At 64.3% G+C, this 1,587-nt stretch carries 2 protein-coding genes; both read right to left on the bottom strand.

Translation table 11 applies throughout. The annotated features are described in order from the left end of the window. Positions 1-7 precede the first annotated feature (7 nt). Positions 8-841, bottom strand: a complete 834-nt coding sequence (locus tag ACQRAP_RS08625; RefSeq protein WP_147329364.1) for a PTS system mannose/fructose/sorbose family transporter subunit IID — start codon at positions 839-841, stop codon at positions 8-10. Continuing rightward, the coding region (locus ACQRAP_RS08620; RefSeq protein WP_427729304.1) for a PTS mannose/fructose/sorbose/N-acetylgalactosamine transporter subunit IIC at positions 822-1,587 on the bottom strand (766 nt) is incomplete at its 5' end. The genes ACQRAP_RS08620 and ACQRAP_RS08625, both read right to left, overlap by 20 nt.

Raw genomic sequence — 1,587 nt, 5'->3', positions numbered from 1 at the left:
CGGGCCCTTACGCCAGCACGCCGAAGAACGCGCCGATGATGCCCACGACCATGGTGGCCACGATCAGCACCATGGGGTTGATCTTCTTGGACAGCAGCCAGTAGTACAGCCAGAAGGCGATCATGCCGAGCATGCCGGGCATGATGCCGTCCAGGATGTCCTGGAGGGTCTGGGCGTCCTCGCCCGAGCCGATGGCCACCGGGATGCTGGCCCAGAACATGTCCTTGCACATGGCGCCCACGACCATGACGCCCACGATGCCCACGCAGGTCATGATCTTCTGCATGAGGCCGGTCCTCTGGGCCTCGTCCAGGAAGCCCACGCCCAGCTCGTAGCCCTTGACGGCGCCCCAGATGCGCAGCGCGAAGCCGGGGACGTTGTAGATGAGCAGGAAGGCGATGGGGCCGAAGGGGTTGCCGGCCTGGCACAGGCTGATGCCCACCGCGGCGGCGACCACGCGCAGCGTCGACAGGAAGATGGAGTCGCCGATGCCGGACAGCGGGCCCATGAGGGCGGCCTTGACGTCGTTGACGCTCTCGGGCTCGATCTCGCCGCGGGCGACCTTCTCCTCCATGGCCATCGCGATGCCGCCGACGAACGGGGCGAACTGGACGGTGATGTTGAAGAACGCGCAGTGGCGGTGCAGGGCCTCGGCGTAGTCGTCGGGGCGGCCGGCGTAGATCTTCTTGAGCATGTTGGCGACCATCAGGCAGAAGGCGATGTTCATCTGCTTGTAGTAGGTCCAGGAGAACTCCATGCCCAGGGCGCCGACGTTGACGGCGCTCTTGACGAGGTCGGAGCGCGTGATCTTGTTCTCGGGACTAGAAGTCATCGTCCTCATCCCCTTCCGCGGAGAGCTGGGGCTGGGCTCCGCCCAGGCCGAGCAGGTCGAACTTGTCGATGCCGATGATGATGGCGATCAGGGCGACGCCCAGGACGGGCACGTTGGCGTAGGAGCACAGCAGGAAGCCCAGGAAGTAGAAGGGCACGAGCTGCTTGGTGAGCACCAGGCGGCCGAGCATGGCGAAGCCCATGGCAGGCAGGATGTTGGCGGCAACGCCGCAACCGTCGATGATGAAGGGCGGGATGAAGTCGAGCAGGCCCTGGATGGCGTCGGAACCCAAATAGAAGGCGCCGCCGCACAGCAGGAAGTACTCGACGCAGCCCCAGATTCCAATTCCCCAATGAACGGCGTAGATGCCTTTAAGGTTTCCCTTGAGGGCGAACTTGTCTGCCATATCGACAAACACAGGGAACAAGGCATCGGTAATGTTGCCGATCGTCAGCGCAAGGACGGCGATAGGCATGGCGAGCGCGATGGCCGTCTCGGTACCCTGACCGAGCTGAATGGCAAACGCGCAGGCGAGCACGCCGCCGACGGTTTCGTTAGGCGGCACGTAGGCGCCGATGGAAATCGAGCCCATGAACAGCAACTCCAGGCTGGCGCCAACGGCAAGGCCAGTCTGCAGGTCCCCCAGCACCAGGCCCACGAGCGGGCACAGGACGATGGGGCGGAACGCGTAGAGGGTGCCGAGCTGGTAGTCGAGGCATCCAAACGCTCCGACTAAGCCGACGAGGATTGCTTGG

The organism is Collinsella sp. SGI.180 (assembly GCF_050313455.1).
Classification (GTDB): Bacteria; Actinomycetota; Coriobacteriia; order Coriobacteriales; family Coriobacteriaceae; genus Collinsella.
The sequence above is the reverse complement of the archived record's forward strand: the minus strand, read 5'-3'. Positions and strand labels throughout refer to the sequence as shown.

Coding starts and splice junctions, on each gene's coding strand:
- ACQRAP_RS08625 (WP_147329364.1), bottom strand. CDS start 841: ATGAGGACGATGACTTCTAGTCCCGAGAACAAGATCACGCGCTCCGAC.